Below are 25450 nucleotides of genomic sequence, written 5' to 3'. Positions count from 1 at the left end.
GCTGCGAAAAGCTGCAAGCCCAATCCTGAGATGTCTCGAATTTGAGCGAAAGACCAGAGGCGGCAAGCGTCATTTGCGTTTGACGGGAGCATTGCCGGTGCCTTGAAGGCCCAGCAACGCACCCATATCGGCACCATTGAGCGTCACGCTGCCGTCCGGCGGGAAGCGCAGGTCGTAGATCCGCACATCCCTGCCGGCCTCGTCCTTGCCGATCTGCCCAAGCACCTGGAACATGCTGGCCAGCGCCAGCACCTGCTGCTCTTCCGCCGTCCGATTTTCGGCACCCAGCGTCTTGATGGCGTTCTCTACGCCGCGGATGACGGCGCGCGCCTCGCCAGTCGAAGAGAATGGCGCCTTCGCATCCAGAACCGCGCTTCCTTCCAAGGAACTCTCGACCTTCTCCGACAGGAAGCGAAACTTGCTGACTTCGAAGCGGCTGCCCGCCTTTGCCAGAAGGTCGAAAACCTTTGCGCCGGCTTGCTTGTCCGCGACGCGCTTGCCCGATTTCTGCACCATGTTCACGTAGTCGATAAGGGCGCGCCATAAGCCATCGTTCGGCAAGCCGGTGACTTGCACGAACGCATCGACCTCCGTGGGCATCAATTCGCCTATGGACGGATCGGGCGCGAGCGAGAAACCGGTATGACGGTAGCCCAATCCGATGCGGCTCCTGCCGTCCCTCAGACCGCTCACGCTCATACTGGTGCTGAGATCGGCTATGGCGACATCCGTCCCGCTATCCGGATCGTGTGCGGTGATGCCATCGGCCTTCAGATCGATGCTCAGCCCGCCGAGTAGATCGTAAAGCAACCGGAACTGCCGCTTGATTTCAGCGGCGGACTCGGTCGAATCGATATCCGTCGACGCCAAGGCGCCGAACTCTCGGCTGAGCCTGCCTTGTTGCGCGAGGTCGATGCTTTCCACCGCGGACGCCAAATCCAGCCGGTCCATCTTGAGCAACAGGGTGCCTCCAGGACCCTTCAGCGTCAGTTTTTCGAAACCGAGGCTGCTTGGACCGCTGAACCTGCCGGGAGAGTTCTGCTCCAGGTTCTGCCGTACGATCAATGCATCGAGATCGACCCTGGCCGAATCATCGAGGCTCCTTATCGCCAGCGACCGGAAATCCGCATCGACGGAAAGGAAGTTTTCCATCGCCGCCGACCAGACACCTTCGAAGCGCTGGGCGCCGATGGTCAGATCGGCCATATGGCTGTCATCATCGCCGAACATCGGGATATCAGCGGGAAGCAGTGCGGCGACCTTATAGGCACCGTCGGCAATGGGTTCGACGTCCAGCCGGATCGTCCCGATCTCGATTCGAGTGCCGCTGCCGTCCTGAACCGACGAGGGCGGCAGATGGATCACGTATCGCTCACCCTCCGGATCGACCTTCACCGGACCGTACCACTCGACCACGGCGTCTTCGTCGTCTTCCGGCGTGAACCACTCGCTCATCCGAAGTTCGATGACCCGAGCGATGTCGGCCGCCTGCTCCGGCGTCGCCATGACGGCATGCCCGGTGGACGACCATGCCAGCACCAGCGCCAGAGACAGGGCGAGAGAGACGACGGCGGCGCGTAGCGTATTGGCAGGCATGATCGCTCCAGAGCTTTCCGGCATTGATTTAGCGAGAATTGTAGATACCCCATACCTGCCCTGGCGGTCCATCCGGTAGAATATTTGCGGTGGAAGACATCATCACTGCTCTTGCAATGCGGCATCCGAAGCCCAATGCTCTCCCCATGAGCGCAGCATCCTCTGGCGTGGCCTCTCAGCACCAGGGGCGGGTCACCGCCGTTCTTGGGCCGACGAATACCGGGAAGACCTATCTCGCCATAGAGCGGATGCTGGGACACCGGTCGGGTATGATCGGCTTTCCGCTGCGCCTGCTGGCGCGCGAGAACTACGACAAGATCGTCAAGGCCAAGGGCCGCCACGCCGTAGCGCTGGTTACCGGCGAGGAGAAGATCATTCCTCCCCGTGCCGTCTATTTCGTCTGTACCGTCGAATCCATGCCGCTGGACCGGCCGGTCGCTTTCCTTGGGGTGGACGAGATCCAGCTCGCCGCCGATCCGGAGCGCGGCCACATCTTCACCGAGCGGCTGCTCCATGCGCGCGGCATGGACGAGACCATGTTCCTGGGCGCCGACACCATCAAGCCGCTGATCCAGCGGCTGGTGCCGCGATGCGAGTTCATCAGCCGGCCGCGCTTCTCGTCGCTGACCTATGCCGGCCACAAGAAGCTGACGCGGCTGCCGCCGCGCTCAGCCGTGGTCGCGTTCTCCGCGACGGATGTCTACACGATAGCGGAGCTGATCCGGCGCCAGCGCGGCGGGACCGCCGTGGTGCTGGGAGCCCTGAGCCCGCGTACCCGCAACGCCCAGGTGGCGCTGTATCAGGCGGGCGAGGTCGATTACCTGGTGGCGACCGACGCCATCGGCATGGGGCTGAACATGGACGTGGACCATGTCGCCTTCGCCAAGCTCAACAAGTTCGACGGCCACGCGCCGCGCCGGCTGCGCCCCAACGAGATTGCCCAGATAGCCGGCCGCGCCGGCCGGCACATGACCGACGGGACCTTCGGCACCACCGGCGACCTCAACGGGCTGGACGCCGAGACCATCGATGCGGTCGAAAACCACAAGTTCGAGACGCTGAAGTCGATCATGTGGCGAAACACCGCACTTCGGTTCGACAGTCCCGGCCTGCTGCTCAAGACGCTGGAGGAGCGGCCGAACCGGCCGGAGCTGATGCGGGTGCGCGACGCCGACGACCATCTGTCGCTGATCGCCCTGTCGCGCGACGCCGACATCGCCAAGCTGGCGACCAACCGTCAGGCGGTCCGCCTGCTGTGGGAGGTCTGCCAGATCCCGGACTTCCGCAAGGTACTGTCGGACGCCCATACCAGGCTGCTGTCGCAGATCTACCGCCACCTGATGACGCCCGAAGCCCGCTTGCCGGAGGAGTGGGTGGCGAAGCAGGTGGCGAGGATGGACAAAACCGAGGGCGATATCGACACGCTGGTGTCGAGGATCGCCCATATCCGCACCTGGACCTATATCTCGCACCGGCCCGACTGGCTGACCGACCCGGCACACTGGCAAGAGCGCGCCCGCGCGATCGAGGACAAGCTGTCCGACGCCCTGCACGAGCGGCTGACCCAGCGATTCGTCGACCGCCGCTCCGCCGTGCTGGCGCGCACGCTGGCGGGCGGCGGCGAGCTGCTGGCTGCCGTGACCGCCGCCGGCGAGGTCCTGGTGGAGGGCCACCATGTCGGCCGGCTGGAAGGCTTCCACTTCACGCTCGACCCCGAGGTGCGGGAGGACGACGTGCGCGCCTTCATGAGCGCCGCGCGCCGTGCCCTGAAGGACGAGATCGGGCGGCGGGTGCGGCTGCTGGAGCAGGCTGCCGACGACACCATCGAGCTGCGCCCCGACGGCGTGCTGATCTGGCAGGGCCATCCTGTCGCCCGGCTGGGTGCAGGACCTTCCATCCTGACGCCATCGGTAGTGCCGCTGCACGACGACCTGTTCGAGTCGGGCCAGCGCGACAAGGTTAGGACCCGCCTTTCCCGCTGGGTCGAAACCTTCATCAAGGACAGGCTGGCGCCGGTGTTCAGACTGCGCAACGCCGAGTTGTCGGGGCCGGCGCGTGGGCTGGCCTTCCAGCTGTCGGAATCGCTGGGCAGTCTGTCCCGGCCAGACCTGGAGTCGCTGATCGGCGGCCTCGGCAAGGCCGACCGGCAGGCGCTGGCGAAGCTGGGAGTCCGGCTGGCAACCAGTCAGGTCTTCATGCCTGCCCTGATCAAGCCGCGCGCGGTGGAGACGCGGGGGCTGCTGTGGGCTGTCCTGCACGGCGGTCACGCCGCGATGCCGCTGCCGCCCCCGACTCCGCCGGCCGGCCGGGTTTCGGTGGCGACCGATGCCGTGCCCACGGACTTCTGGGAAGCAGTGGGCTATCCTCCGATGGGACCGCGAGCCTTGCGGGCCGATATCCTGGAACGGCTGGAACGGGAGCTATACAAGCGCACGACCGAAGGTCCGCTGACGGCGGCGCCGGATCTGGCCCAGATGATCGGCAGCACGGTGGAGGACTTGGAAGGCGTCCTGACCGCCATGGGATACCGCCGCCGGGAGGGAGAAGGCGGGGCTGTGATATGGCAGCGCGGGCGTCCATCCCGGCGCGGCGGCGACAGGAACAGGGGCAAGGGTGAGAAGCCGGCGGCGAAAGCCCGGCCCGACTCGCCTTTTGCCAAGCTCAAGCAGATAGAATTCATCCGATGACGGACGGCGACGACGACGATGACGGCCTGAAGGGGGCCGGTGCGGAAACCGGGTCCGGCCGTTTGAGGCTGGACAAGTGGCTGTGGTACGCCCGCTTCTTCAAGACCCGCAGCCTTGCCGCTAAGCTCTGCGCCGCCGGGGCCGTCCGGATCGGCGGCGCTCCCGTCACCAAGGCGCATCATTCCGTCAAGCCGGGCGACGTCCTGACCTTCGCCCAGGGACGGCATATCCGGGTCATCAAGATCGTAGCGCTCGGTGTCCGGCGCGGCCCCGCTCCCGAGGCGCAGGCGCTCTACGAGGACCTGTCGCCGCCGGCGCCCGAGACGGCGATGCCGCGCGCGGCGGAGCGTCCATCCGGGTCTGGGCGCCCGACCAAGGCAGAGCGGCGGGCGACGGAAAAGCTGCGGGAAGAGTTCTGAAGCCGTCTTGGGGACGGAACAATAACGGCAGGGCGCGGTTTTCGAGGCGCCATGCTTGAACTCCTGACAGATCCCCAGACCTGGGCGAGCCTTTTGACGCTGACGGCGCTCGAAATCGTGCTCGGCATCGACAACATCATCTTCATCTCGATCATGGCCGCGCGCCTGCCGCCGGAGCGTCAGGCGCGCGGACGGCAGGTCGGGTTGGCCCTGGCCCTGATCACCCGTCTCGGCCTGCTGGCGTCGATCGCGTGGATTTCGACGCTGACCAACCCGCTGTTTACGATCGCGGAATTCGACATCTCGATCCGCGACCTCGTCCTGATCGTCGGTGGGCTGTTCCTGCTGGGCAAGGGAACGACGGAAATCCACCAAAGCCTGGAAGGGGAAGAAGAGGAAGGCAGCACCGGCGGCACTGCGAGCTTCGCGTCCGTCGTGGTTCAGATCATGCTGCTCGACATCGTGTTCTCGCTCGACTCGGTGATAACCGCCGTCGGCATGGCGCAGACGCTGGAAGTCATGATGGCGGCCGTCGTGATCGCGGTCGGCGTCATGCTGTTCGCTTCGGGACCGGTCAGCAACTTCGTCAACGGCCATCCGACCGTGAAGATGCTGGCGCTCAGCTTCCTGCTGCTGGTCGGCGTGGCGCTGGTGGCCGATGGGCTGCACTTCCACATCCCCAAGGGCTACCTGTACTTCGCCATCGCCTTCTCGGTGCTGGTCGAAGCGCTGAACCTGCTGGCAACCCGGCGGCGCAAGAGGAAGGCGGGCGGGTTGTCGGCCTTCCGGCGGCGGGCGATCGCCTCAGCCGCGCCGGAACACGACCGATAGGTTGTTAGCCGGCATCTCGATCACCTCGGCCAGCGTCAGCCCCGCCTGGGCCGCGGCATCGCTCACCTCGTCCAGGTCGCGGACGCCCCATTCCGGGTTCTGCGCCCGCAGCGACTGGTCGAAGTCCTCGTTGCTGGAGGCGGTATGGCGGCGGTTCCGCAGATAGGGGCCATACAGATAGAGTGGCGCTGCCGTCGGCAGCGTCCGCGCGGCGCCCGCCAGCAGACCCAAGGTGGAAGCCCAGGGCGAGATGTGGATCATGTTGATGCAGACGATGGCATCGGCATGGGTCACCGGCCACGCGCGGGCGGCGGCGTTGAGGTCCGCCGGGGCCGTCACGTTGGTCACGCCGGTCTCGGCGATCCAGGCACGGATGCTGGCCCGGTTGTCCGGGTCGGGATCGGTCGGCTGCCACATCAGGTCCGGCAGCGCCTCGGCGAAGAAGACGGCATGCTCGCCGCTGCCGCTGGCGATCTCCAGCACCGTACCGGCAGCCGGCAGCACCTGACAGAGGACGTCCAGGATGGGTCCCCGGTTGCGGAGAGTCGCCGGGGCGTAACGGCGTGGGTCAGGGCCGGCTGCAATCATCATGGCCGAAAAGCTAGTGTCTCCCGCGCCGAAGGGCAAGCATGACTCTCGGGGGGTCGCTATCGGCTTAGGAGCAACCATCTTCAGGTGAGTGGACTTGATCAACCGACCTGAATCCACAACCCGATACGACAACAGGATCTACGGCATGCTGGCGCGATTGAAAGCCTTGTTTACGGATGACGACGCGGAGAGGATGGGACGGCGCTCGCACGACGAGGTGCAGTTGGCCGCCGCCACCCTGCTGGTCGAGGCGGCCCGGATGGACGACAGGATCGGGCCGAACGAGCGGGCTCGCATCCGGAGCATGCTGGAGCAGCGCTTCTCGCTGACCGATCCCGAGGCCGATTCGCTGCTGGCCGCTGCGGAGACGGAAACCGAAGGTCCGGCCCAGTGGCATCGCTTTACCTCTACCCTGAAGGACCGTTTTTCCGAGGAAGAGCGCATTCAAATGATTGAAATGCTCTGGGAAGTGGTCTACGCCGATGGCGAACTTCATGATTTGGAAGCGAGCCTCTTGCGCAGGGTGGGTGGTCTGCTCTACGTCTCCGACCGCGACCGTGGAGCGGCCCGGATGCGTGTGCTCGACCGGTTGGGCATCGCCGACCCGACCATCGAGGCGCCCTGACGGCTGGCCGGATCGCTGCCGACGGAATTACTTGTTGATCGATAGAGCCATGCGGGTCAGGACGCCAGAGATGGTCCGGACCCCATGTATGAGGAAAAAGGGAAAGCGAGCATGCCCTACGTCGTCACCGAGAACTGCATCAAGTGCAAATATACCGACTGCGTCGAGGTGTGCCCCGTCGACTGCTTCTACGAAGGGGATAACATGCTCGTTATCCAGCCCGACGAGTGCATCGACTGCGGCGTCTGCGAACCGGAGTGCCCGGCCGAAGCGATCATTCCCGACACCGAGCCCGAGGCCGAGAAATGGCTCGAGTTCAATCGGGAATACTCGGAGAAGTGGCCGAACCTGACCCGCAAGAAGGATGCTCCCGCCGACGCGGACGAATTCAAGGGCGTGTCGGGCAAGTTCGAGAAGTTCTTCAAGGCGGAACCCGGTACCGGCAATCCCGAGTGACCTGACGCGCCGGAGGGTATGGGCTTAGGGTAACCGGGCGCGGCAAATTGACCGGGCTCCGGCCCGTCCGCCCGTTCCGCCATGCGAATCCCGCAGGTCCGCCCATCGGCAGTCCGGCGCCTGTTGCCTATTACCAACACGTTATATCTTTGTAACGCACTGCTCACTTCCTATATAATGGCGGCCTTGAGCCCGGCTGCTTTCTCGCGCGTGCCGGGCTTGCGATGCTCCAGGCTTCGAATGCCGAGTCTGCCGGCCCCGACGTTCAGTAGGGGCCGATAGCGGGTTATTCAGCCTTTCGTTGTCCCGAGGCATCCGGTCGGGACAGCCGGATGCCAGCGAGCGTGAAGTGAGAGCCAATAGGAATGATGAACAAGCTTGAGTTCACGGCCGGTGATTTCGTCGTTTATCCGGCCCATGGGGTCGGTCGTGTCGAGGGAATCGAAACCCATCACATTGCCGGTCAGACCGTAACCCTTTATGCCATCACCTTCGAGAAAGAGCGCATGACGCTGAAGGTGCCGGTGGGTAAGGCCAAGGACTCAGGACTGCGCCGTCTCAGCTCCAAGGATCGGATCAAGGTAGCACTGGATACTCTCCAGGGACGCTCACGCGCCCGCCGCGCCATGTGGAGCCGCCGCGCCCAGGAATACGAAGCGAAGATCAACTCGGGCGACCCGGTTTCGATCGCCGAAGTCGTACGTGACCTATATCGCGGCAGTGATCAGCCCGACCAGTCCTATAGCGAGCGTCAGATCTATCAGGCCGCCCTGGAGCGACTCGCCCGCGAACTGGCCGCCGTCGAGAAGATCGACGAGGGCAAGGCGACCGAACGCCTCGAAGCCGTTCTGACGAAGACAGCCGCCTGAGGTGCTCTCCTGGGAGATGTCGGGCTCGCGGCGGGCTGGCATGGGATCGACTGGCGAATGTGCCGGGTGATTGGAGCATAATCCCCGGCCACTCTCTTTTATCCGCTTTTGCTGCACACGCCGGACGCTTAAAGTCGGGGTTCAGTCCAAGCCGGACCGGAGTAGCGTTTACGCGTCCTGATGCCAGATAATCAGAAATTTGCGGATATCCGCCAGCCGAGGCGGATCTGGGCCGTCGGCGCCATCCACGCCGATGTGGAGCGCCTTTCAGCCTTGCACACCGATATAGGCCGTCGCTTCACGCCTGGAGACAGGCTTGTCTACACCGGCAACATGATCGGCCGCGGGAGCGCCGTCCGGGAAACGATGGACGAATTGCTGTCCTTCCGGCGCGCGCTGATCGCCATGCCCGGCATGCTGGCCAGCGACGTAGTCTATCTGCGCGGTGCGCAGGAGGAGATGTGGCAGAAACTGCTTCAGCTCCAGTTTGCGCCCGATCCTTCCGTCGTCCTGGGATGGATGCTGCGCCAGGGTGCCGATGCGACGCTGATCGCCTATGGCGGCAACCCCGAACAGGGGATGAAGTGCGCGCGTGACGGCGCCGTATCGATCACCCGGTGGACCAACAGCCTGCGCGGCGCGATGCGCGCCGCAGCCGGTCACGAAAACGTGATGAGCGCCCTGCGCCGCGCCGCATACACCAGCCTGCCGGATGAAGCCGGCGTCGAGCAGGTGCCGGGCGGCATCCTGATCGTGGCGTCCGGCATCGAGACATCGCGTCCGCTGGGCGCCCAAGGTGACAATTTCTGGTGGGGCGGTCCCGGTTTCGCCCGTATCGACCGGCCCTATGGGACTTTTCACCGCATCGTCAGGGGCTTCGATCCGGGGCGGAGCGGTGTTCAGGTCGGGGACTTCACCGCCACTCTTGACGGAGGATGCGGGTTCGGCGGTCCATTGGTCTGCGGCTGCCTGGCGCCTTCCGGTGAAATTCTTGAACTCATCGAAGTCTGACCTTCCGGACCCCCGGTCCGGAAGCTGACTTCCGCGCCTGATAATCGCCAGAATCCTGCCTGCAAAATTCTTCTCGCCCGCAGTGATCCAAACCCTTCCGGGTTACGTATCTCATGCAACAGACGGCACCAACCGGTGTTGACCCTGCAAAGGACAGGGCCATCCCCGCGGTCGCTCGTCCATCAGGGGGAAGGACAGCAGGATGGCGCATATCGATGACCCGGAGACTCAGCGGGCCAATCTAACCTTCATCAAGGCATCGATGCGGGAGCCTTTGCTCACCCGCGACCATGAATTCGACCTTGCCCGGAGCTGGCGGGAAGACGGCAAGGAAGATGCTCTTCATGAGCTTGTCCGGGCTTACACCCGCCTCGTCGTGTCGACGGCATCCCGTTTCCGCAACTATGGCCTTCCCATGGGCGATCTGGTCCAGGAAGGCAATGTCGGCTTGATGCAGGCGGCCGCGCGCTTCGAGCCAGACCGCGAAGTCCGCTTCTCCACATATGCGGCATGGTGGATCAGGTCGGCGATGCAGGACTATATCCTGCGGAACTGGTCGATCGTCCGGACCGGCACGACGGCCGCCCAGAAGAGCCTGTTCTTCAACCTGCGCCGGCTGCGGGCCAAGATCGAGGATGCCTCCAACAACGGGTCGCTGACCCAGGCCGGACGGCAGAAGATCGCGACCGAACTCAAGGTGGAGGTCCACGAGGTCGAGGCGATGGAGATGCGCCTGAGCGGCGCGGACCAATCGCTCAACGCTCCCATCAGCGACAGCGGCGAGGACGATTGGCAGGACTTCCTGGCGGATCAGCGGCCCAGCCCAGAGGAAGTCGTGATCGGCATGCGCGACAGCACGACGCGTTCCAAGTGGCTGGCCGAGGCCTTGGGCGAGTTGAGCCCTCGCGAGCGCACCATCATCGCCCAGCGCCGTCTACGCGACGACGGTGCCACGCTTGAGGAGCTTGGCAGGGAGTTGGGCGTGAGCAAGGAGCGGGTCAGGCAGCTTGAGCACCGCGCGATGCTGAAGCTGAAGGAGTCGATGATGAAGCGTGTGGAGCTTTCCAGCGATCTGCTGCTGGAGATTTGAATGGCGGCAGCGGTGAGGTCCCGGCGGAACCTCACCGGCAGCACCGCCGTCAGGCTGCTTCCTTGGTCAGCTTCTTCAGCTTGCTGTCCATGTACCACCATGCCATCCGGGTCGCGGCGCGATAGACCGGCGTGTGCGGTTTCAAGCCGACGGCCTTGAAGATCATCGCTACGCCGCGATCAACGTGGGTCGGCCGGTAATAGGCATAGGCCCGGCGCATATAGGCGCGGGTATAGGTTTCCCTGTGGTAGGGCGTCGGCGGAGAGTTGGCCGCGTAGTAGGCGAAAGCCAGTTCGTCGTCCTCGCTCTCGTTGATGCGGCCCAATGCGATCCGCAGACGGGAAAACCGTCCCAACTCCTCCCGCTCCATGTAACGGTTGAGGTACTGGTAGAACGTCTTGTAGTGCCGCAACTCGTCCGCGGCGATCCGACGGCAGATCGCCTTCAGAACCGGCTCGTCTGTCGCATCGCCGAGTGCCGTATAGTAGGAGCTGGTGCCGGTTTCGACCATGCAGCGGGCGATCAGCTCACCGCTCCGTGATCCCCGGATCGATTCGGTCGCTTCCAGCTTGATCTTATAGCCGTCGGTGAAGCGCTTGAACGCCGCTTCCAGGGAGAAGCCGGGATCGATGACTTCGGCCCAGCGGCCCAATGCCGCACCGTGCTGGACCTCCTCTTCAGCCCAATCACGAGCAACCTGCTGAAACTCCGGATCGTCGCTGAAGACGTTGCAGAGATAGGTCGCGTAGTCCCGGCCGTTGTATTCCACCAGGGCCGCGGCTTTGATGATTTTGAGGATTTCGGGGTCCGCTTTGGAATGGTCGATCTGATCCCAGGGGAGATCGTCCAGCGTCCAGTGTTTGTAGGCCATTCGACAATGCCGCGATTTGTTGCCCTGAAAAAGCAATGGCCCGGACCTGTATCGGCCGGGCCATTTACCCATCGTCTCACATTAGCCCGGTATAACAGATTTACAACGGCCGAAAGCCGATCACCCTTGATGCCGGCTTCCGTTGATACCGGTTAAGCGACGCTCCGTCGAAATCCGTCTTTGGGATCAATGCGCGGTGGCACCGGTGATCGCCTCGAGCTTGGCGCGGGCGATCGCGAGCCTGGATTCTGCAGCGGCGCGTTCCGTGTCGGACTTCGCGTCCTCGACGTCCTCACCGCGGTCCTTGATTTCCTGCTCGACGGCGGCGCGATCCAGGTCGTTCAGGTTCGTCGCCTGCTCGGCCAGGACCGTGCAGCGGGTTTCAGTCACTTCGGCGAAACCGCCGGCGATGAAGATCCGGTCGACGATGCGCTCGCCCTCGAAGATATCGATCACGCCCGGACGGATGGTGGAGATGAACGGCGAGTGACCGGCCAACACACCGAAGTTACCCTCGCTGCCGGGCACCACGACCATGTCGACCGGCTGGGAAACCAGCAGCTTTTCCGGCGAAACCAGCTCGAACTCGACTTTGTCGGCCATGGATAGCTCTCGTCATTGAATTACTGAAAAGGATGGAGCGAGGGGGCCTAAGGCCCCCTGCACCCCCTTGCTATGTGCTCGATCCGCTTTATCAGGCGGCTTCGGCGGCCATCTTGCGGGCCTTCTCGACCGCTTCCTCGATCTTGCCGACCATGTAGAAGGCGGCTTCGGGGAGGTGGTCGTATTCGCCGTTCACGATGCCCTTGAAGCCCTTGATCGTGTCTTCCAGGCTGACCAGGACGCCGGGAGTGCCGGTGAAGACTTCGGCGACGTGGAACGGCTGGGACAGGAAGCGCTGGATCTTGCGGGCGCGGGCGACGACCAGCTTGTCGTCTTCCGACAGCTCGTCCATGCCCAGAATGGCGATGATGTCCTGCAAGGACTTGTAGGTCTGCAGGACCTTCTGGACCGAACGGGCGACTTCGTAGTGCTCTTCACCGACGACACGCGGGTCGAGGATTCGGCTGGTGCTGTCCAGCGGATCGACGGCCGGGAAGATCGCCATTTCGGCGATCGAGCGCGACAGCACGGTCGTCGCGTCCAAGTGGGCGAACGAGGTGGCCGGCGCCGGGTCGGTCAAGTCGTCGGCAGGCACGTAAATGGCCTGCACCGAGGTGATCGAACCCTTGTTGGTGGAGGTGATGCGCTCCTGGAGGGCGCCCATGTCGGTGGCCAGCGTCGGCTGATAACCCACCGCGGAGGGGATGCGGCCGAGCAGCGCCGACACTTCCGAACCCGCCTGGGTGAAGCGGAAGATATTGTCCACGAAGAACAGCACGTCCTGGCCTTCTTCGTCGCGGAAGTATTCCGCCAAGGTCAGGCCGGTCAGGCCGACGCGGGCGCGGGCGCCCGGCGGCTCGTTCATCTGACCATAGACCAGCGCCACCTTGGAGCCCGGACCATCGGTCTTGATGACGCCGCCTTCGATCATCTCGTGATAAAGGTCGTTGCCCTCACGGGTCCGCTCGCCGACGCCGGCGAACACCGACACGCCGCCGTGCGCCTTCGCGACGTTGTTGATCAGCTCCATGATCGTAACGGTCTTGCCGACGCCGGCGCCGCCGAACAGGCCGATCTTGCCGCCCTTGGCGTAGGGGGCGAGCAAGTCGATGACCTTGATGCCCGTGACCAAGACCTGAGCTTCGGTCGACTGATCGACGAAGTCCGGAGCGGAGCGGTGGATCGGCAGGGTCTGGGTGTGGCCGACATCACCACGCTCGTCGATCGGCTCGCCGATCACGTTCAGGATGCGGCCCAGGGTGGCGGGGCCGACCGGAACCGAGATCGGGCTGCCGGTATCGTTGACGGCCTGACCACGGACGAGACCGTCGGTGGTGTCCATCGCGATGGCGCGCACGGTGCTCTCACCCAGATGCTGGGCGACTTCGAGAACCAGCGTCTTGCCGTCGTTCTGGGTGTGCAGGGCGTTCAGAATGGCGGGCAGCTCGGCTTCGAACTGAACGTCGACGACCGCGCCGGTGACCTGGGTAATCTTGCCGACAGCGTTGCTCGGCTGGGTAACAGCAGTCATGTGGGTTCGCTCCCTCGGAACCAGATATGCAGTATCGGACGCCTAGAAACCTAGGACCTCGACCTCAGATAGCCTCTGCACCGGAGATGATCTCGATCAGCTCCTTGGTGATGACGGCCTGACGGGTCCGGTTGTAGGTCAGCGTCAGCTTGTTGATCATGTCGCCGGCGTTGCGGGTAGCACTGTCCATGGCTGTCATGCGGGCACCCTGCTCGCTGGCCGCGCTTTCGAGCAGCGAGCGATAAACCTGGATCGACAGGTTCTTCGGCAGCAGGTCGGCGAGGATCTGTTCCTCGTCCGGCTCGAACTCGTACATGGCCTTCAGCTCGCCGCTGTCCTGGGCGGCTGCCTCGTCGCCGGAAACGGCGAAGGGGATGACCTGCTGGACGGTGACGATCTGGGTCATCGCCGACTTGAACTTGTTGTAGATGACCGACGCCACGTCGAACTCACCGGCCTCGTACATCTCCAGCACCTTGGCGGTGATGGTGTCCGCTTCCGAGAACGACAGCCGCTTGCGGCCGATATCCTCGTAGGAGAAGACGACGGCTTTCGGGTTGGTGCGGCGGATCTGGTCGCGGCCCTTGCGGCCCACGGTCAGAACCTTGACGGTCTTGCCTTCGCCCTCGAGCCGGGCGATCTGGCGCCGCGCCTCGCGAACGATGGTGCCGTTGAAGCCGCCGCAGAGGCCGCGATCCGACGAGATAACGATAAGCAGTTGAACGTCCTGCTTGCCGGTACCGGTCATCAGCTTCGGACCCTGGCCGTTGCTCGACACGTTGGCAGCGAGCGACTCGAGCATGCGGCCCATGCGCTCGGCGTAGGGGCGCCCGGCCTCGGCCTGCTCCTGCGCACGGCGGAGCTTGGAGGCGGCGACCATCTTCATGGCGGCCGTGATCTTCTGCGTCGACTTGACGCTGGCGATCCGGTTCTTAAGGTCCTTAAGGCTTGGCATTCGACGCCTTCATCACACCGGAGGTTGGATCCCTGCCTTCCTGATCAGCGGAGGAGAGCCATGGGACCTAATGGTCCGCCGGCTCTCCCTCACCGATCTTTTCGAGCTTAGACGAACACCTTGGAGAAGTTCTCGATGAAGCTCTTCAGCTTCTCCTCGGTCTCCTTCGACAAGGCCTTTTCCGTCCGGATCGTGTCGAGGATGTTGGCACCCTTCGTACGGACTTCGGCCAGCAGCTTGGCTTCGAACCGGTTCACGTCCTCGATCTTGACCCTGTCGAGGTAGCCGCGAACGCCGGCGAAGATCGAAACGACCTGCTCTTCCACCGGCAGCGGCGAGAACTGGCCCTGCTTCAGCAGCTCGGTCAGGCGGGCGCCACGGTTCAGCAGGCGCTGGGTCGAGGCGTCCAGATCTGAAGCGAACTGGGCGAAGGCGGCCATCTCGCGGTACTGTGCCAGTTCCAGCTTGATGGTGCCCGCGACCTGCTTCATCGCCTTGATCTGGGCGGCCGAGCCGACGCGGCTGACCGACAGGCCGACGTTGATGGCGGGACGGATACCGCGATAGAACAGGCCGGTTTCCAGGAAGATCTGGCCGTCGGTGATCGAGATCACGTTCGTCGGGATGTACGCGGACACGTCGCCGGCCTGCGTCTCGATGATCGGCAGGGCGGTCAGCGAACCGGCGCCCTTGCTGTCGTTCATCTTCGCCGCACGCTCGAGCAGGCGTGAGTGCAGGTAGAACACGTCGCCGGGATAGGCTTCGCGGCCCGGCGGGCGGCGCAACAGCAGCGACATCTGACGGTAGGCGACGGCCTGCTTGGACAGATCGTCGTACACGATCAGGGCGTGTGCCGCGTTGTCGCGGAAGAACTCGCCCATGGCGCAGCCGGTATAGGGCGCCAGGAACTGGAGCGGAGCCGGCTCGGACGCGGTCGCGGCGACCACGATCGAGTATTCCATGGCGCCGGCGTCTTCCAGGGTCTTGACGATCTGGGCGACGGTCGAACGCTTCTGGCCGACGGCGACATAAATGCAGTAGAGCTTCTTGCTGTCGTCGCCGGACTGGTTGATGCCCTTCTGGTTCAGGAAGGCATCGATGGCGACGGCGCTCTTGCCGGTCTGACGGTCACCGATGATCAGCTCGCGCTGACCGCGCCCGATCGGAACCAGGGCGTCGATGGCCTTGAGGCCGGTCTGCATCGGCTCGTGGACCGACTTGCGCGGAATGATGCCGGGGGCCTTCACTTCGACGCGGGTCATGGTCACGTCGACCAGCGGGCCCTTGCCGTCGATCGGGTTGCCGAGACCGTCGACCACGCGGCCGAGCAGACCACGGCCGACCGGGACTTCCACGATGGCGCCGGTCCGCTTGACGACGTCGCCTTCCTTGATGTCTCGGTCGTCGCCGAAGATCACGACGCCGACGTTGTCGGACTCGAGGTTCAGCGCCATCCCTTTGATGCCGTTGGGAAATTCGACCATCTCACCGGCCCGGACATTGTCCAGGCCATGGACGCGCGCGACACCGTCGCCGACCGAGAGGACTTGGCCGACTTCGGCGACATCCGCCTCATTCCCGAAATTCGCGATCTGTTGCTTGAGGATCGCGGAAATCTCCGCGGCGCGGATTTCCATCAGCCAACCCCTTTCATGGCGATTTGCAGCTTATTCAGCTTGGTGCGCACGGAACTATCGATCATGCGCGACCCGACTTTGACGATCAGCCCACCGATCAGGGACGGGTCAACGGTGACCTTGACCTCGATCTTGGAGCCCAACTGGGCCCGCAGGGCATCTGTGAGTGCCTGGACCTGAGGATCCGACAGCTTGTGAGCCGATGTCACGTCGGCGGTCATTTGACCGCGGCGACGCGCCAGCTCGGCCAGATAGCCGTCGATCATGCCCCGGAGCGCGAACAGCCGGCGATTCTGGGCGACGAGCCCGATAAAACGCTGCGTCAGTTCGGAGACGCCCGCCTGCTTGAGGAGGGCGTTCATCGCCCGGCTCTGGTCGCCGCGCGACAGCACGGGGCTGCGCACCATGCGGTTCAGATCGGGACTGTCGACGAGCATCTGCTTGATGGCTGCCAGATCCTGGGCGACCTGGTCCAGCGCCTTGTTTTCGTCCGCAAGCTCAAACAGGGCAGTCGCGTATCGCCCTGCCAGCCCGGATACTCCTGTACCTTCGGATGCCACGCGGTACCTCGGTTCGGTCTATGAGACCTTGTTGATTTTCAGGGCCTTGGAGACAAGACATGCGTCGGGCAGGCCCCCTCCCCTGACGGCGAGCGGTCACATAACACAGGCAACACGGTCGCGCAACCGACTCAAAGCCAACAAGTTCGGGGACTTGGGGCGGAATACCGCCCGATTTTGCCAATTGAGGGCCGGTATAAAGCCTTCCTGCGACAATAAGGCCAGGGGCAAAGGCGAGTCCAAAAGGGGTGCCGACCGCAATTAAGCCCGAATTAACTTTAGGTGCGCATCATTGGTGGTGCCGCCGGATGGGCGGTGCGTCAGCCGGCCGGTGGCCGCTGTCAGCCCTCTGGGATTTATCCGCGGATCACGAATGCCATGACCGTCGTCGCCTTCAGCCTGGCCCGCTTCACTCCGGCCGACCTGTCCGAATTCTACGAGATCGCCCGTCCGCGGATGGAACGTGGCCTATGGGCCGGCGTCGCCCGCCAGACCAGCGCCGAGGGCGACCAGCTCCTGGTGACCTTCCCGCACCTGGACCGCCCGGTCTTCCGCTTCGAACGCGACCGGCGCGGCACCTATACCCTGTGGTTCCATGATCGCCAGGGCTGGCACAGCATCGGTTCCGGCTCCACCTCGACCGATTGCCTGTCGATCTGGCGTACCAGGCCGGCCCGCGTGGCTCCGCCGGCGCAGGTCCGCGAGGCTTACTGAAGGCACTGTGGAGGACCGGAAGCCAAGTCCCGTTCAACGGGACTTGCCGCCGTTCTGCTGACTTTCGACGAAGGCCCGGAGTACGGTGTTCATCCGGCTCTGCCAGCCGCTTCCCTGGCTCTTGAAGAAGTCGATGACTTCCGCGTCGTAGCGCACCGTCACCTGCCGCTTGTTCGCTCGCGAAGGCAGGGGAAATGGGAAACCGGGACGCGCCAGTTCCTCCCGGTTGTCCGGGACGGCCAGATCGGGGTCGGAGGCAATCTGCGCTTCGATCTCCTCGTAGGTATCGTTGCGCGACCAGTCGGTACGACTCTCGCCAGCGGCTATCATGGCGTCAATTTCCTCCGCCGTGTAGCGTACGATATCGTCTTTCTTCGCCATTCCTCGCCCTCCTTGCCGAGATGATTCTGACCCGCGTTTCGCGGAGCGTCCACACGACGGCATAAAATTTACCCTGTATTCGGCCTATGGTGACCCATCGTTCCTCCGTGCCCTGCGTCGAAGCATGGATGTAAACCGGCCTTCCGTCGGAAAGCTGACACATATCCAAAAAATCGATGTCGCGCGCATCCAGCGTGCTGAACCGCTTCTCCTCCGCCCACTCGAATTCCATACGACCCTGTCCGTAACTACATTGTAGTTACAAACCCCACTTCCAACAAGGCGCATTACTAGCGTTTATCACGCATTGAATACAAGTGTACGCTACCCCTATAGAAAGCTGTAGGGATCGATATCCACCTGCACCCTGACGCTCCCCGGCACTTCTACCCGCGACAGCCATTCGGCGATCAGCGGCTGCACCGACACCGCCCGAGGGGCCTTCAGCAGAAGCCGGCGGCGATGGCGGCCGCGCAGCAAGGCGTAAGGGGCCGGGGCGGGGCCGAGCACCTGGACTGTCTCGGAACGCGGCGCCGTCCGCCCCAGGGCGCGGGCAACCACATCGACGGTGGTTTCCTCCTCGCCCGAAACGATTAGTGCAGCCAGCCGGCCGAACGGCGGCATGCCGTGCTCGTGGCGCTCGTCCGCTTCGCGTTCGTAGAACGACGCCCGGTCACCGGAAATCAGCGCCTGAAGGACCGGGTGTTCCGGCATGTAGGTCTGGAGGAAGACGCGTCCTGCCCGCTCGGCCCGTCCTGCCCGGCCGGCGACCTGCTGGAGAAGTTGGTAGGTCCGCTCGGCGGCGCGCAGGTCGCCGCCACCCAGCCCCAAGTCCGAGTCCACGACGCCGACCAGCGTCAGCATCGGGAAGTGGTGGCCTTTCGCCATCACCTGGGTACCGATCAGAAGGTCGATCTCGTGGTCCTGGACACGTCGGACCATCTCCCGGATCGCGTGCGGTCCGATCAGGCTGTCGCTGGTCATCAGCGCCATCCGCTGGTCGGGGAAGAGCTGCGTCACCTCCTCCGCGATCCGCTCGACACCGGGTCCGCAGGCGGTCATGGAGCCTTCGGCGCTGCACGACGGGCAGACATCCAGCAGCTTCATCGTGAAGTCGCAGTGGTGGCATTGAAGTTTGCCGGCCAGCCGGTGCTCTACCAGCCATGCCGTGCAGTTGGGGCACTGCATGCGGTGGCCACAGGAGCGGCACAGGGTCAGCGGCGCATAGCCCCGGCGGTTGAGGAACAGCATCGCCTGCTCCCCTTCCGCGAAGGTCTCGGTCAGGGCCGTGACCAGCGACGGCGCAAGCCAGCGGTTGCGCGGCGGCCGGTCGAGCCGCAGGTCGATCAGCTTGAGGTCCGGCATGCTGGCGCCGCCGTGGCGGGCCGGCAGGTCGAGCCTGCCGTAGCGCCCGGCGTCGGCGTTGATCGACGATTCGAGCGACGGGGTCGCCGACACGAGCACGATGGGGATGGCGCCGAGATGGGCACGGGCAACCGCCATGTCGCGCGCGTTGTAGATCACCCCGTCTTCCTGCTTGAAGGAGGGGTCGTGTTCCTCGTCGATCAGGATCAGGCCAAGGTCGGGATAGGGCAGGAACAGGGCGGATCGAGCACCAACGACGACGCGGGCGGCTCCCGTTGCGACATCTCGCCACGTCGCCCGCCGCTGGGTGCCGGACAGGTCGCTGTGCCACTGGTGCGGGGGTGCTCCGAACCGGGTGGCGAAGCGCTCCAGCCATTGGGCGGACAAGGCGATTTCCGGCAGCAGGACCAGCACTTGCCGTCCGGCCTCCAGGCATGCGGCGATGGCTTCGGAATAGACCTCTGTCTTGCCGGAACCGGTGACGCCGTCCAGCAGCGTCGTGCTGAAGCCGGCCGCCGCGACCTTGCCGCGCAGCGACTCCGCCGCCGCCGCCTGTTCGGGCGACAGGACGGGTCCGGGCAACCGCCAATCCGGCGCCGGTATGTTGCGGGTCGGGTGCAGCAGCACCGGTTCCAGCACGCCGGCATCGGCCAGACCGCGGACGACCGCGGCGCTGCATCCGGCCTCCAGCGCGAGTTCCGCCGAAGGACGCGGCGGCCCGTCGGCCAGCAGGTCGAGCACGCGGCGTCGTGCCGCGGTCATCCGCAACTCCGCCAGCCGTCCGGGATCGAATAGCTGATAGGCGGTGATAGGCTTCGGCGGCTCCATCCCGCCGATGGCGCTCAGGGCCATGCGCAGCACGGCCCCTGGCGGCGCCATGGTGTAGGCAGCGACCCAGTCGATGAAGCGGCGGTGGATTTCCGGCATCGGCGGGATGTCGAAGCGCTGCGCCACCGGACGGAGCTTGGTATCGGAAACCTCGCCCGCTCCCGGCCCCCAGACCACGCCCAGCAGGTGACGCGGACCCAGCGGCACTTCGACATAGTTGCCCTCCCCCAGTTCCATCCCAGCGGGAACCTTGTAGTCGTAGGCTTCGGGCAGCGGCAGGGGCAGCAGGACGGCTACGCGCCGGGCCTGGGGCACGGCACGGCTGGCACCGACCTGTTCTTCATCGCCGAAATCGAATCCGGGGGCGGAACTGGAACCATGGTCCGCCATGGGTTAAACTGCCTCCGGGTTTACACGCCGCCCACTTGCAATCCGCCAGGTGGGCTGGCACTTGCCGCAACCGCTGCAAAGATCAATCAAGGACCAATTCCTGATGAAGTTCTTCATCGACACCGCCGATCTCGCCGAAATCCGGGATCTCGCCGAGACCGGCCTCCTGGACGGTGTTACCACCAACCCCTCCCTGGTAGCCAAGTCCGGCCAGAATTTCATCGAGCTGGTCAAGGAAATCTGCCAGATCGTTCCTGGTCCGGTCAGCGCCGAAGTGGCCGCGATCGACTTCGACACGATGCTGGAGGAAGGCCGCTATCTGGCGACGCTGGCGCCGAACATCGCCGTCAAGGTACCGCTGACCCCCGCCGGGCTGAAGGTCTGCAAGATCCTGTCGTCCGGCGGCACGATGGTCAATGTCACCTTGTGTTTTTCCGCGGCACAGGCGCTGCTGGCCGCCAAGGCCGGCGCCAGCTTCATCTCTCCCTTCGTCGGCCGCCTGGACGATATCGGCCATAACGGGCTGGAGCTGATCTCGGACATCGTGCAGATCTACGACCAGTATCCCGGCATCACGACCGAGGTCCTGGTGGCGTCGATCCGCAACCCGATCCACATCACCGAAAGCGCCAAGATGGGCGCCCATGTCGCGACGATGCCGCCGTCGGTGCTGCGCCAGCTCTTCAACCATCCCTTGACCGAAAAAGGTCTTGCCCAATTCGTCGCGGATTGGGCCAAAACGGGTCAGTCGATCCTGGACAAGACCGCGAAGTAAGCTCACAAGACGTTGCCAGGAGAGAAACCGTTAGGACACGGGTGATATCCTTGGGAAATGGCACGGGGTTGGATGATGGCAGGGGGCCGACGCTGATGGCTCGGGAGAGCGGACATAGCCACCGGACGATGGATGCGCTGAACGCGGAGGATGTCGCGGCATATCTGCGCGAACATCCCGATTTCCTGAACCAGCACGCCGATCTGGTCCAGCATCTGACTCCTCCCGCCATGTCTCATGGCAACGGCGTGGCGGATTTCCAGTATTTCATGGTGGAGCGGCTGCGGGGTGAGCTTGGGCGGCTGAAAGACCAGCAGCGCGAGCTGATCTCGACCACCCGCGCGAACATCAACAACCAGAACCGCATCCACGCCGCTGTTCTGTTCCTTCTGGATGCCCGTACGTTCGAGCAGCTGATCCAGACCATCACGACCGATTTGGCCGTCCTGCTGGACTTGGACGTGGCGGCGCTGGCGGTCGAGGCCAACGGCGCCGAGAAGCCGCACGTACACACCACCGGCGTACGGGTCGTCGAGTCGGGTACGGTCGATGGCTGGCTGGGCAAGCGCGACGTCATGCTCTATTCCGACCTGAACGGCGATCCCGCGATCTTCGGCGCCGCCGCCGGTCTGGTGCGGTCGCAGGCGTTGATCCGCATTCAGGTGAGCGAAGACACGCCCGCCGGCCTGCTGGCCTTCGGCAGCCGCGATCCGGAGATGTTCCATTCCGGTCAGGGCACCGAACTCGTCTGTTTCCTGGCCCGTGTGATCGAACGCAGTATCCGGGCATGGCTGGACCTGCCGGAGTAAAACCCGCGCGAGTCCTCGGCTTCTCATGCGCCGAGGACGTCAACGCCGCGATCGCGGTGTGGCGGCGATGGCTGGAGATGGAAAAGCGGGTGTCCCGGCACACGCTCAGCGCCTATACCGCCGATCTTTCCGGATTCCTGGATTTTCTGACCGGCTATCACGGCCGTCCTCCCTCGATCAACGACCTGAGCGAAGCCCGCTTCATGGACTTCCGCGCTTGGCTGGCGCGGCAGGCGGCCGATGGGCTGGGCACGGCAAGCCGTGCCCGCGCGCTGTCCGGCGTCCGCAACTTCTTCCGCTGGCTTGACCGAAGCGGGCGGATGCACAACCCGACGATCGGCCTGATGCAGGCGCCCAAGCTGCCGACGCGGCTCCCGAAGCCGCTGACGGAAGGAGATGCCGCCAGCCTTCTGACCACAGCCGAGGAATGGGCGGACGAAGCCTGGATCGGCAAGCGCGACCGCGCGCTGTTCACGCTGCTGTACGGCTGCGGCCTCCGAATCGACGAAGCGCTGAGCCTGAACCGGTCCGACATGCCGGATGAGACTCTCCTAGTTACCGGCAAGGGCCGCAAGCAGCGGATGATCCCCGTGCTCCCCGTGGTCCGGGAAGCGCTGGAAAGCTACGTCGCGGCCTGTCCCTATGCCTTGGCCGCCGACGGCCCCCTGTTCGTCGGGTCGCGCGGCGGGCGGCTGAACGCGTCGATCGCCCAGAAACGAATGCGCGACCTGCGGCCGCTGATGGGGCTTCCGGATACCGCCACTCCGCACGCGCTGCGCCACAGCTTCGCCACTCACCTGCTGGCCGACGGCAGCGATCTGCGCGCCATCCAGGACCTTCTCGGCCATGCCTCCCTATCGAGCACACAGCTCTACACGGATCTCGATCCTGAACAGATGCTCGGGATCTACGAGAACGCCCATCCGAGGGCACGGACGAAGAAGACCGAATAGGCGGCAAGCTAGCGCTGCCTGACGGCACCCATGTCACCCAAGACCATCAGTGCTACCGGCCCAAGCGCGACGACGGCGCCCTGGGCCGCGAAGGCCAGTCCCCAGGCAAGCAGGCTGGCGCCGCCCCCGGCAAGGTCCAGGATGCCGCCGAAGGCGACGGACCCCACGAAGGCAGCCGTGAACCCCAGGAAGGAGTGGACCGCCATGGTGGCTCCGCGCTGGCCGGCAGCGGCATTGGTAACGGCGCCGACCGTCAGCGACGCGCTGTCCGCGGTGACGGTGATCCCGTAGAGACCGACGATGATGACGGCCAGCCAGAATGGCAGCGCCGCCGAAAACCCGACGAAACAGGCCAGCGCAGCCGATCCCGTCATGATGCCGATCAGGAAGCGGCGGCGGCCGAACCGGGTCGCGGCCTCGTTCCCCAGGATGCTGGCCGGCAGGCCGAGCAGGAGGATGACGGTTCCGAGCATCGTCACCACGGCCGGAATGCCGCCATCCGACACCGCTCCCCGGTCATAGGCGAAAGCGAAGGCCAGGAAGGCGACCAGCCAAGCGCGCAGTCCGAACAACTCGTAGCAGTGGGCGGAATAGGCCAGGATATAGCCCATCGCGGCCCGGTTGCGCAGGACGGGTCGGAAGTCTAAGAGCGCCTGTGGCGACACCACCCGCTCCGGCCCCGTCCTGGGGATTCCCCACCATGCCAGAACCAGCGCCACGGCGGTAGCGGCAGCCGAGGCGGTGAAGGCGGCAGGCCAATCCATCGCTCCGCCGACCAGACCGGCAAGCAGGACCGAGGTGCTGGATCCCAGCGCATAGCAGGCGGTGTAGAACGAAAGGTAACGGCCCTGGCGCGGTCCGCCGGTATTGTCCGACAGGATGCGCAGGCCCGGCATATAGGTTCCCGCTAGCCCCACGCCGCCGATCGCCCGGTACAGCGAAGCGCTCCACAGTCCATCGGCGAACAGGGCGAAGCCGAGCAGGGCTATGGCGCTGATGGCTGTTGAGAACAGATATATCCGCCGGGGATCGACCCGGTCGGTCAAGGTTACCAGGACGGGCACGGCGGCGACATAGCCGCCGTGGAACACCCCGTTGATCCAGCCCGCCTCGACATTCCCGATCCCCCACTGAGCGAAGAAGGCGGGCAGAAGGGCCGGGAAAGTCATGGTGCCCGCCATGCCGAGAACCTCGGCAAGGCAGAGCACCACCGTAAGGCGGAACGCCGAACCGGGCGCCGGATCAGATATGGATCGGCCGGCCATCCACCGCCAATGCTGCTTCCTTGACCGCTTCGGCCAGGGTTGGGTGAGCATGGCAGGTACGGCCGATATCCTCGGCCGAAGCGCCGAACTCGATCGCCAGGGTCACTTCGGCGATCAGGTCACCGGCATTGGGGCCGACGATGTGGACGCCCAGCACCTTGTCGCTCGCCGCATCGGCCAGGATCTTCACGAAACCGTCGGTGTAGCCGAGAGCGCGGGCGCGACCGTTGGCGGTGAAGGGGAACTTGCCGGCCTTGTACTTGACCCCGGCGGCCTTCAGCTCTTCCTCGGTCTTGCCGACATTGGCGGCTTCCGGCCACGTGTAGACCACGCCCGGAATGGCGTCGTAGTTGATATGGGCCGACTGGCCGGAGATGAACTCCGCCACCGCGACGCCCTCGTCCTCTGCCTTGTGGGCCAGCATCTGGCCTTCGATCACGTCGCCGATGGCGTAGACGCCGGGAACGTTGGTCTGCCAGTGGGCATCGGTGACGATGCGGCCCCGTGCGTTGACCTCGATCCCCATCTCTTCCAGGCCCAGGCCGGCGGTGTAGGGACGGCGACCGATGGCGACCAGGACGACATCGGCCTCGACCTGCTGCGGCTCGCCGCCCTTGGAGGGCTCGACCGTCAGGGTGATACCGGCGTTTCCGGCAGCGGCGCCGGTGACCTTGGTGCCGAGCTTGAAGGTGAAGCCCTGCTTGCCCAGGATGCGCTGCATCTGCTTGGACACCTCGCCGTCCAGGCCGGGCAGGATACGGTCGAGATACTCGATCACCGTCACCTCGGCGCCCAGGCGGCTCCAGACGGATGCCAGTTCCAGCCCGATGACGCCGCCGCCGATCACCGCGAAGCGCTTGGGCACCTCCGTCAGCTCGAGCGCGCCGGTGGAGGTCACGATGCGCTGCTCGTCGACTTCGACACCGGGGACCGGGATCGACTCGGAACCGGTCGCGATGATGATGCTCTTGGCGCCGATCACCTCGGCGCCGCCGTCGCCTTCCACCGTGACTTCGCCCTTGGCGGAGATGCGGCCCTTGCCCTTGAGCCAGTCGATCTTGTTCTTCTTGAACAGGAACTCGATGCCGACGGTGTTGTCTTTGACGACCTTGTTCTTGTTGGCCATCATGGTCGGCAGGTCCAGCTCGACCGAACCGAGCTTGATGCCATGGCCCGCGAGCGTGTGCTTGGCCTCCTCGAACTTCTCGGAGCTGGTCAGCAGCGCCTTGGACGGGATGCAGCCGACATTGAGGCAGGTGCCGCCGAGCGTCTTGCGCTGCTCGACGCAAGCCGTCTTCAGGCCAAGCTGTGCGGCGCGGATGGCGGCAACGTAACCGCCGGGTCCGCCGCCGATGACGACGACGTCGTAGGTTTTCTCAGGCATCTTTTCTTCTTCGCCTCCGTGGGCAGCTCGCGGGCGGGCCATGCTTTGCGGTTGCGATTTATGGCCCTTCAAGCCGCTCGTGGCAATCTCTCAAACTTCGGCAAACCCACGGAAATGGCTGGATTCACGCACTTCCGCGTTGCCCCGTGCGCATGGGAGGCACACACGCGGCGATGGGTCGCATGGGTACCGGAGATGGTTTGGCATCGTTGTAATTCTTCCTTAACCGCGGCGGCCCCCATGATGTCGTCACG

General features: G+C 64.6%; 25 protein-coding genes. 12 read left to right on the top strand and 13 right to left on the bottom strand.

The window, feature by feature from the left end:
- Positions 1–69: 69 nt before the first annotated feature.
- Positions 70–1506 (bottom strand): hypothetical protein, encoded by a 1437-nt coding sequence (locus N826_RS14770; protein ID WP_147040755.1) that lies wholly within the window; start codon positions 1504–1506, stop codon positions 70–72.
- A 236-nt stretch (positions 1507–1742) separates the two neighbouring features.
- On the opposite strand from N826_RS14770, the gene N826_RS14765 reads away from it, so the two are divergent.
- From N826_RS14765 to N826_RS14755, 3 genes are read left to right on the top strand one after another with little or no spacing between them, the layout of a single operon-like run.
- Complete coding sequence (locus tag N826_RS14765; protein WP_044430106.1) at positions 1743–4283, top strand: helicase-related protein; 2541 nt, start codon at positions 1743–1745, stop codon at positions 4281–4283.
- Positions 4280–4702 (top strand): RNA-binding S4 domain-containing protein, encoded by a 423-nt coding sequence (locus N826_RS14760; protein ID WP_044430009.1) that lies wholly within the window; start codon positions 4280–4282, stop codon positions 4700–4702. Before N826_RS14765 ends, N826_RS14760 begins: the two co-directional genes overlap by 4 nt.
- 51 nt (positions 4703–4753) lie before the next feature.
- A complete protein-coding gene (locus tag N826_RS14755; protein ID WP_044430007.1) occupies positions 4754–5533 on the top strand; it encodes a TerC family protein in 780 nt (259 codons plus the stop codon).
- On the opposite strand, the gene N826_RS14750 is transcribed toward N826_RS14755, so the two are convergent.
- On the bottom strand, positions 5507–6124 hold the full coding sequence (locus tag N826_RS14750; protein ID WP_044430006.1) for a DUF938 domain-containing protein: 618 nt from the start codon (positions 6122–6124) through the stop codon (positions 5507–5509). The two genes, N826_RS14755 and N826_RS14750, sit on opposite strands and share 27 nt — an antisense overlap.
- Before the next feature lie 94 nt (positions 6125–6218).
- Here N826_RS14750 and N826_RS14745 point away from each other — a divergent pair, with 94 nt between their 5' ends.
- The 5 genes from N826_RS14745 (at position 6219) to N826_RS14725 (ending at position 10175) form a co-directional block, all read left to right on the top strand.
- Positions 6219–6749, top strand: a complete 531-nt coding sequence (locus tag N826_RS14745) for a tellurite resistance TerB family protein (RefSeq protein ID WP_244619614.1) — start codon at positions 6219–6221, stop codon at positions 6747–6749.
- A gap of 111 nt (positions 6750–6860) precedes the next feature.
- Complete coding sequence (gene fdxA, locus N826_RS14740; RefSeq protein WP_044430003.1) at positions 6861–7205, top strand: ferredoxin FdxA; 345 nt, start codon at positions 6861–6863, stop codon at positions 7203–7205.
- Positions 7206–7570: 365 nt separating this feature from the next.
- Entirely contained in the window at positions 7571–8074 is a 504-nt protein-coding gene (locus N826_RS14735; protein WP_044430001.1) for a CarD family transcriptional regulator, read from the top strand.
- Between the two features lie 180 nt (positions 8075–8254).
- Positions 8255–9085: a metallophosphoesterase family protein gene (locus N826_RS14730; RefSeq protein ID WP_044430000.1), complete on the top strand. Its 831-nt coding sequence runs from the start codon at positions 8255–8257 to the stop codon at positions 9083–9085.
- Positions 9086–9287: 202 nt separating this feature from the next.
- Complete coding sequence (locus tag N826_RS14725) at positions 9288–10175, top strand: RNA polymerase factor sigma-32 (protein WP_044429998.1); 888 nt, start codon at positions 9288–9290, stop codon at positions 10173–10175.
- Positions 10176–10224: 49 nt separating this feature from the next.
- Here the strand turns inward: N826_RS14725 and N826_RS14720 are convergent, their stop codons facing one another.
- The 6 genes from N826_RS14720 to N826_RS14695 all read right to left on the bottom strand — a co-directional run bounded on the left by N826_RS14720 (position 10225) and on the right by N826_RS14695 (position 16332).
- A complete protein-coding gene (locus tag N826_RS14720; RefSeq protein ID WP_044429996.1) occupies positions 10225–11046 on the bottom strand; it encodes a ferritin-like domain-containing protein in 822 nt (273 codons plus the stop codon).
- Positions 11047–11232: 186 nt separating this feature from the next.
- The gene (locus N826_RS14715; protein ID WP_044429993.1) at positions 11233–11649 is read right to left on the bottom strand and encodes a F0F1 ATP synthase subunit epsilon; all 417 of its coding nucleotides are present in this window, start codon (positions 11647–11649) and stop codon (positions 11233–11235) included.
- A 91-nt stretch (positions 11650–11740) separates the two neighbouring features.
- Positions 11741–13180, bottom strand: coding sequence for a F0F1 ATP synthase subunit beta (gene atpD / locus N826_RS14710; RefSeq protein WP_044429990.1), 1440 nt, complete (start codon positions 13178–13180; stop codon positions 11741–11743).
- Between the two features lie 64 nt (positions 13181–13244).
- The gene (locus tag N826_RS14705; protein ID WP_044429987.1) at positions 13245–14135 is read right to left on the bottom strand and encodes a F0F1 ATP synthase subunit gamma; all 891 of its coding nucleotides are present in this window, start codon (positions 14133–14135) and stop codon (positions 13245–13247) included.
- A gap of 107 nt (positions 14136–14242) precedes the next feature.
- Entirely contained in the window at positions 14243–15772 is a 1530-nt protein-coding gene (gene atpA / locus N826_RS14700) for a F0F1 ATP synthase subunit alpha (RefSeq protein ID WP_044429985.1), read from the bottom strand.
- Entirely contained in the window at positions 15772–16332 is a 561-nt protein-coding gene (locus tag N826_RS14695; protein ID WP_044429982.1) for a F0F1 ATP synthase subunit delta, read from the bottom strand. The genes atpA and N826_RS14695 overlap by 1 nt, the downstream gene beginning before the upstream one ends.
- Positions 16333–16710: 378 nt before the next feature.
- Between N826_RS14695 and N826_RS14690 the strand changes: the two genes are divergently transcribed.
- Positions 16711–17046 (top strand): hypothetical protein, encoded by a 336-nt coding sequence (locus tag N826_RS14690; protein ID WP_044429980.1) that lies wholly within the window; start codon positions 16711–16713, stop codon positions 17044–17046.
- A gap of 33 nt (positions 17047–17079) precedes the next feature.
- Here N826_RS14690 and N826_RS14685 read toward each other — a convergent pair whose 3' ends face one another.
- The 3 genes from N826_RS14685 to N826_RS14680 form a co-directional block, all read right to left on the bottom strand.
- On the bottom strand, positions 17080–17427 hold the full coding sequence (locus tag N826_RS14685; RefSeq protein WP_044429978.1) for a BrnA antitoxin family protein: 348 nt from the start codon (positions 17425–17427) through the stop codon (positions 17080–17082).
- Positions 17381–17590, bottom strand: coding sequence for a BrnT family toxin (locus N826_RS45960; protein ID WP_373866637.1), 210 nt, complete (start codon positions 17588–17590; stop codon positions 17381–17383). The genes N826_RS14685 and N826_RS45960 overlap by 47 nt, the downstream gene beginning before the upstream one ends.
- A gap of 167 nt (positions 17591–17757) precedes the next feature.
- A complete protein-coding gene (locus N826_RS14680) occupies positions 17758–20010 on the bottom strand; it encodes a primosomal protein N' (protein WP_084720760.1) in 2253 nt (750 codons plus the stop codon).
- 103 nt (positions 20011–20113) lie between these two features.
- Between N826_RS14680 and fsa the strand changes: the two genes are divergently transcribed.
- From fsa to N826_RS14665, 3 genes are all read left to right on the top strand, one after another.
- Entirely contained in the window at positions 20114–20785 is a 672-nt protein-coding gene (gene fsa / locus N826_RS14675) for a fructose-6-phosphate aldolase (protein ID WP_044429976.1), read from the top strand.
- A gap of 68 nt (positions 20786–20853) precedes the next feature.
- Entirely contained in the window at positions 20854–21594 is a 741-nt protein-coding gene (locus tag N826_RS14670; protein WP_244619613.1) for a DUF484 family protein, read from the top strand.
- Positions 21573–22547: a tyrosine recombinase XerC gene (locus N826_RS14665; RefSeq protein ID WP_044429974.1), complete on the top strand. Its 975-nt coding sequence runs from the start codon at positions 21573–21575 to the stop codon at positions 22545–22547. The genes N826_RS14670 and N826_RS14665 overlap by 22 nt, the downstream gene beginning before the upstream one ends.
- A gap of 8 nt (positions 22548–22555) precedes the next feature.
- Here N826_RS14665 and N826_RS14660 read toward each other — a convergent pair whose 3' ends face one another.
- Both N826_RS14660 and lpdA read right to left on the bottom strand, forming a co-directional pair.
- Positions 22556–23812 (bottom strand): MFS transporter, encoded by a 1257-nt coding sequence (locus tag N826_RS14660; protein WP_044429972.1) that lies wholly within the window; start codon positions 23810–23812, stop codon positions 22556–22558.
- Entirely contained in the window at positions 23790–25196 is a 1407-nt protein-coding gene (gene lpdA / locus N826_RS14655) for a dihydrolipoyl dehydrogenase (RefSeq protein WP_044430100.1), read from the bottom strand. Before lpdA ends, N826_RS14660 begins: the two co-directional genes overlap by 23 nt.
- Positions 25197–25450: the final 254 nt, after the last annotated feature.

The organism is Skermanella aerolata KACC 11604 (genome assembly GCF_000936425.1).
Lineage (GTDB): Bacteria > Pseudomonadota > Alphaproteobacteria > Azospirillales > Azospirillaceae > Skermanella > Skermanella aerolata.
This window is presented reverse-complemented; position numbering and strand designations above follow the sequence as displayed.